We start from the raw sequence: 4,674 nt of genomic DNA, 5'->3' as shown, positions 1-4,674 counted from the left end.
GTCGGCGATCCGCTCGATCAGGCGGGATTTCTGCACCTGATAGGGGATCTCGGTCACGACGATCTGCCAGGTGCCGCGGCCCAGATCCTCGACCTGCCAATGCGCGCGCAGCCGGAACGACCCGCGCCCGGTCAGATAGGCCTGGGCGATGTTCTCCTTCGGCTCGACGATCACGCCGCCGGTGGGGAAATCGGGACCGGGGATGTAGGTCAGCAGCGTTTCGTCGCGGGCATCCGGCGTCTTGATCAGATGCAGGCAGGCGCCAACCAGTTCGTCGATATTGTGCGGCGGGATATTGGTGGCCATGCCGACCGCGATGCCCGACGATCCATTCGCCAGCAAATTCGGGAAGGCCGCGGGCAGGACCACGGGCTCTTCCAGAGTGCCGTCATAGTTGGGGCGGAAATCGACTGCGTTCTCGGCCAGCCCCTCCATCAACGCCTCGGCGGCGGCGGTCAGGCGGGCCTCGGTATAGCGGGCGGCGGCGGCGTTGTCGCCGTCGATATTCCCGAAATTCCCCTGCCCGTCCACCAGCGGATAGCGGACGTTGAACTCCTGCGCCAGGCGCACCATCGCGTCATAGATCGCGGCATCGCCATGGGGGTGATAGTTGCCCATCACATCGCCCGAAATCTTGGCTGACTTGCGGAAGCCCCCGGTCGCGCTGAGGCGCAATTCGCGCATCGCATAAAGGATCCGCCGATGCACCGGCTTCAGCCCGTCGCGGGCATCGGGCAGCGCCCGGTCCATGATGGTGGACAGCGCATAGGTCAGATACCGCTCGCCAATTGCGCGGCGCAGCGGCTCGGCCAAAGGCGGCACGTCCATCTTGGGGTCGTCGGTGGAATCCGTCATGGATGTTGTGTAAAGCGGCGCATGGGCGTGGTCCAGAGGCGAGTGGTTAACGCATGGCGCAGAGATCGGTCCTGATCACGGGATGCTCGTCGGGCATCGGGTATGACGCGGCCCACGCCCTGCACGCGCGCGGCTGGCGGGTCTTTGCCACCTGCCGGGCCGAAGCCGATTGCGACAGGCTGCGCGCCGAGGGGCTGGAAAGCTTCCGCCTCGATTATGCCGACGAGGCCAGCATCGCCGCCGCGGCGGACGAGGCGCTGGGGCGCACCGGCGGCACGCTTGACGCGCTGTTCAACAACGGCGCCTTCGCCTGTCCCGGCGCGGTCGAGGATCTGCCGCGCGGCGCGCTGCGCGAGATCTTCGAAGTCAACCTGTTCGGCGTGCATGACCTGACACGGCGGGTGATTCCCGCGATGCGGGCGCAAGGCCACGGGCGGATCGTCAACTGTTCCTCGGTGCTGGGCTTCGTGCCGATGAAATGGCGCGGCGCCTATGTGGCGACGAAATTCGCGCTGGAAGGGCTGACCGACACGCTGCGGCTGGAGATGCGGGATACGGGCGTCAAGGTGATCCTGATCGAGCCGGGGCCGATCGCGACGCGCATCCGCGCCAATTCCATCCCGCATTTCGAACGCTGGGTGGACTGGCAGGCCAGCGCGCGCGCCGAGCAGTACCGCACAACTCTGCTGAAGCGGCTCTACGAGAGACGTCCCCCCGACCGGTTCGAACTGCCGCCCGCAGCGGTCAGCGCCCGCCTGATCCACGCACTGGAACACCCCCGCCCCCGCGCGCGCTATTTCGTGACCACGCCGACCTGGATCATGGCCGCGCTGCGCCGGGCGTTGCCCACCGCGGCGCTGGACTGGATCGTGGCGAAAGGCTGACAGGGCGAGTTCGCTTTGCGGTCGGAACCCGCTATGTCGCGGGGGGCAAGAGACGGATGCGTGAAGAAGGGGCCGCGATGGTCGTTCTGAACAAGATCTATACCAAGAAGGGCGATGACGGGGAAACCGCGCTGGGCGATGGCAGCCGGGTGGCCAAGCACGGGATGCGGGTGACCGCCTATGGCACCGTGGACGAGGCCAACGCGACCGTCGGTCTGGCGCGGATGCGAGCGACAGGCGAGATGGATGCCCGCCTTGCCGCGATCCAGAACGATCTGTTCGATCTCGGCGCCGATCTCCGCCGGCCCGACCGGCACAAGGACGCCGAAGCCACGCATCCGCCGCTGCGCATGATCGAAAGCCGGGTGGCCCGGCTGGAAGCCGAGATTGACGCGATGAACGCCGACCTCGCACCGCTGCGCAGCTTCATCCTGCCCGGCGGGTCGGCGCTGTCTGCGCATCTGCACCTGTGCCGGACGGTGGTCCGCCGGGCCGAACGCGAGACGGTGGAACTGGCCACGATGGAATCGGTGAACCCGATGGCGGTGAAATATCTGAACCGACTGTCGGACGGGTTCTTCGTGGCCGCACGCGTGGCAAACGACAAGGGGAGCGCCGACGTTCTCTGGGTGCCGGGGGCCGACCGCTGAGCCCCGTGCAATATTCGAAAAGTCGGGGGGCGCAACGTCGAAACATCCTGTCGCGTCGATTTTGGTCTGTTGTCCCGGTTTCAGACTCGCTAACACGTCGTGAAACGATTGACCTGCCCCGGTTCCGGGGCCTGCGATAGCCAAGGAGACACACGCCGATGAAGGTACTCGTGCCTGTCAAGCGGGTGATCGACTACAACGTGAAGGTCCGTGTCAAGGCGGACGGCACGGGCGTCGATCTCGCCAACGTCAAGATGTCGATGAACCCCTTCGACGAAATCGCCGTCGAAGAGGCGATCCGGCTGAAGGAAAAGGGCCAGGCCGACGAGATCATTGCGGTCTCGATCGGCGTGAAGCAGGCGCAGGAAACGCTGCGCACCGCGCTGGCGATGGGCGCGGACCGCGCGATTCTGATCGTCGCCGCCGACGATATCCACCAGGACATCGAGCCGCTGGCCGTCGCGAAACTGCTCAAGGCCGTGATCGACGAGGAACAGCCGGGCCTCGTGCTGGCCGGCAAGCAGGCGATCGACAACGACATGAACGCCACCGGCCAGATGCTGGCCGCGCTCCTGGGCTGGGCCCAGGGCACCTTTGCCTCGAAGCTCGACATCGAGGGCGATCATGCCGTCGTCACCCGCGAGGTGGATGGCGGGCTTCAGACCATCAAGGTGAAGATGCCCGCCATCGTCACCGTCGACCTGCGCCTGAACGAGCCGCGCTATGCGAGCCTTCCCAACATCATGAAGGCCAAGAAGAAGCAGCTGGATGAGAAGACGCCCGCCGATTACGGCGTCGACATCACGCCGCGCCTGACCGTGGTCAAGACCGTCGAGCCGCGCGAGCGGCAGGCGGGCATCAAGGTGGGCTCGGTCGACGAGCTGATCGCGAAACTGAAAGACGAAGCGGGGGTGCTCTGACATGGCCGTTCTTCTTCTTGCCGAAGTGACCAATGGCGAGTTGCAGCGCGACGCGACCGCCAAGGCCGTGACCGCCGTCAAGGGCCTGGGCGAGGTGACCGCGCTTTGCGTCGGGGCCCACGCCAAGGCCGCCGCCGAGGCCGCGGCGACCATCGACGGCGTGGCCAAGGTGCTCTGCGCCGAGGATCCGCGCTACGGCCACCGGCTGGCGGAACCCACCGCGGCGCTGATCGTCTCGCTGGCGGATGGCTACGAGCATATCGCGGCGCCCGCGACGACCGATGCCAAGAACGTCATGCCGCGGGTCGCCGCGCTGCTGGACGCGATGGTGATCACCGATGTCGTGGGCGTGGTTGATGCCGCCACCTTCGAGCGGCCGATCTATGCGGGCAACGCGATCCAGACCGTGCAGACGACGGATGCCAGGAAGGTGATTACGATCCGCTCCTCGACCTTCGAGGCCGCAGCCGACGGCGCCGCCGCCCCGGTCGAGGCGGTGGCACCGGCGGACGATCCGGGCCTGTCGTCCTGGGTCGAGGACCACGCGGCGGGCAGCGACCGGCCGGAGCTGACCTCGGCCGGGGTGATCGTGTCGGGCGGGCGCGGCGTCGGCTCGGAAGAGAATTTCCGCATGATCGAAAGCCTCGCCGACAAGCTGGGCGCCGCGGTCGGCGCCTCGCGCGCGGCGGTCGATTCGGGCTATGCGCCGAACGACTGGCAGGTCGGCCAGACCGGCAAGGTCGTGGCGCCCGAGCTTTACATCGCGGTGGGCATCTCGGGCGCGATCCAGCACCTTGCGGGGATGAAGGACAGCAAGGTGATCGTGGCGATCAACAAGGACGAAGAGGCGCCGATCTTCCAGGTCGCCGATTACGGCCTTGTCGCCGATCTGTTCGACGCGGTGCCGGAACTGATCGAAAAGCTCTGATCCCGCCATCCCGGCAGCAAAGGCCCGCCCCAGGCGGGCCTTTTCGCTGTCCGGGGGTCAGTCGGCAAGCAGGTCGCGCAGCACCGGCTGCAGCGCCTCGGCAACTTCGCCATGCACGGCAGGACCGGGCAGCACGGCGGCGGCCGGGGCATCAAGCTCGCCGACCAACATGCCCGGCGCGCCGGAGACCCGCGCCTCGGCGCAATCCGTGACCTCGACCACCTGGTTCAAATAGGGGCGCACCGTGTCCGGCATGTGCCGGGTCACGAAAAGCGGATCGTCGCCCAGCCCGCAGACATGCTGCTCGCCCTCGAGCGGGCGGGTCGAGAGCCACAGCAGCACCTTGGCCCCGGGAAGCCGCGTCGCCAGCATCCGCATCCGCGCCTGCCAGGCCATCTGCAATTCGGCCACGACAATCTCGAAGGCGGTGGGAGATT

General features: G+C 67.1%; 6 protein-coding genes. 4 read left to right on the top strand and 2 right to left on the bottom strand.

The window, feature by feature from the left end; all coding sequences use genetic code 11:
* Positions 1 to 855: DNA gyrase subunit A (locus ENN83_RS01415; protein WP_287183244.1), on the bottom strand; the 855-nt coding region annotated here is incomplete at its 3' end.
* Positions 856 to 908: 53 nt separating this feature from the next.
* Here ENN83_RS01415 and ENN83_RS01410 point away from each other — a divergent pair.
* From ENN83_RS01410 to ENN83_RS01395, 4 genes are all read left to right on the top strand, one after another.
* The gene (locus ENN83_RS01410) at positions 909 to 1,739 is read left to right on the top strand and encodes an SDR family oxidoreductase (protein WP_287183243.1); all 831 of its coding nucleotides are present in this window, start codon (positions 909 to 911) and stop codon (positions 1,737 to 1,739) included.
* A 77-nt stretch (positions 1,740 to 1,816) separates the two neighbouring features.
* On the top strand, positions 1,817 to 2,389 hold the full coding sequence (locus tag ENN83_RS01405) for a cob(I)yrinic acid a,c-diamide adenosyltransferase (protein ID WP_287183242.1): 573 nt from the start codon (positions 1,817 to 1,819) through the stop codon (positions 2,387 to 2,389).
* A 158-nt stretch (positions 2,390 to 2,547) separates the two neighbouring features.
* Positions 2,548 to 3,309, top strand: a complete 762-nt coding sequence (locus ENN83_RS01400) for an electron transfer flavoprotein subunit beta/FixA family protein (RefSeq protein ID WP_287183240.1) — start codon at positions 2,548 to 2,550, stop codon at positions 3,307 to 3,309.
* A 1-nt stretch (position 3,310) separates the two neighbouring features.
* Positions 3,311 to 4,237: an electron transfer flavoprotein subunit alpha/FixB family protein gene (locus ENN83_RS01395; protein ID WP_287183238.1), complete on the top strand. Its 927-nt coding sequence runs from the start codon at positions 3,311 to 3,313 to the stop codon at positions 4,235 to 4,237.
* A 57-nt stretch (positions 4,238 to 4,294) separates the two neighbouring features.
* On the opposite strand, the gene ENN83_RS01390 is transcribed toward ENN83_RS01395, so the two are convergent.
* The coding region (locus tag ENN83_RS01390; RefSeq protein WP_287183236.1) for a DUF6473 family protein at positions 4,295 to 4,674 on the bottom strand (380 nt) is incomplete at its 5' end.

Origin of the sequence: Rhodovulum sp., from assembly GCF_011048875.1 — a bacterium.
Taxonomy (GTDB): domain Bacteria; phylum Pseudomonadota; class Alphaproteobacteria; order Rhodobacterales; family Rhodobacteraceae; genus Rhodovulum; species Rhodovulum tesquicola.
This window is presented reverse-complemented; position numbering and strand designations above follow the sequence as displayed.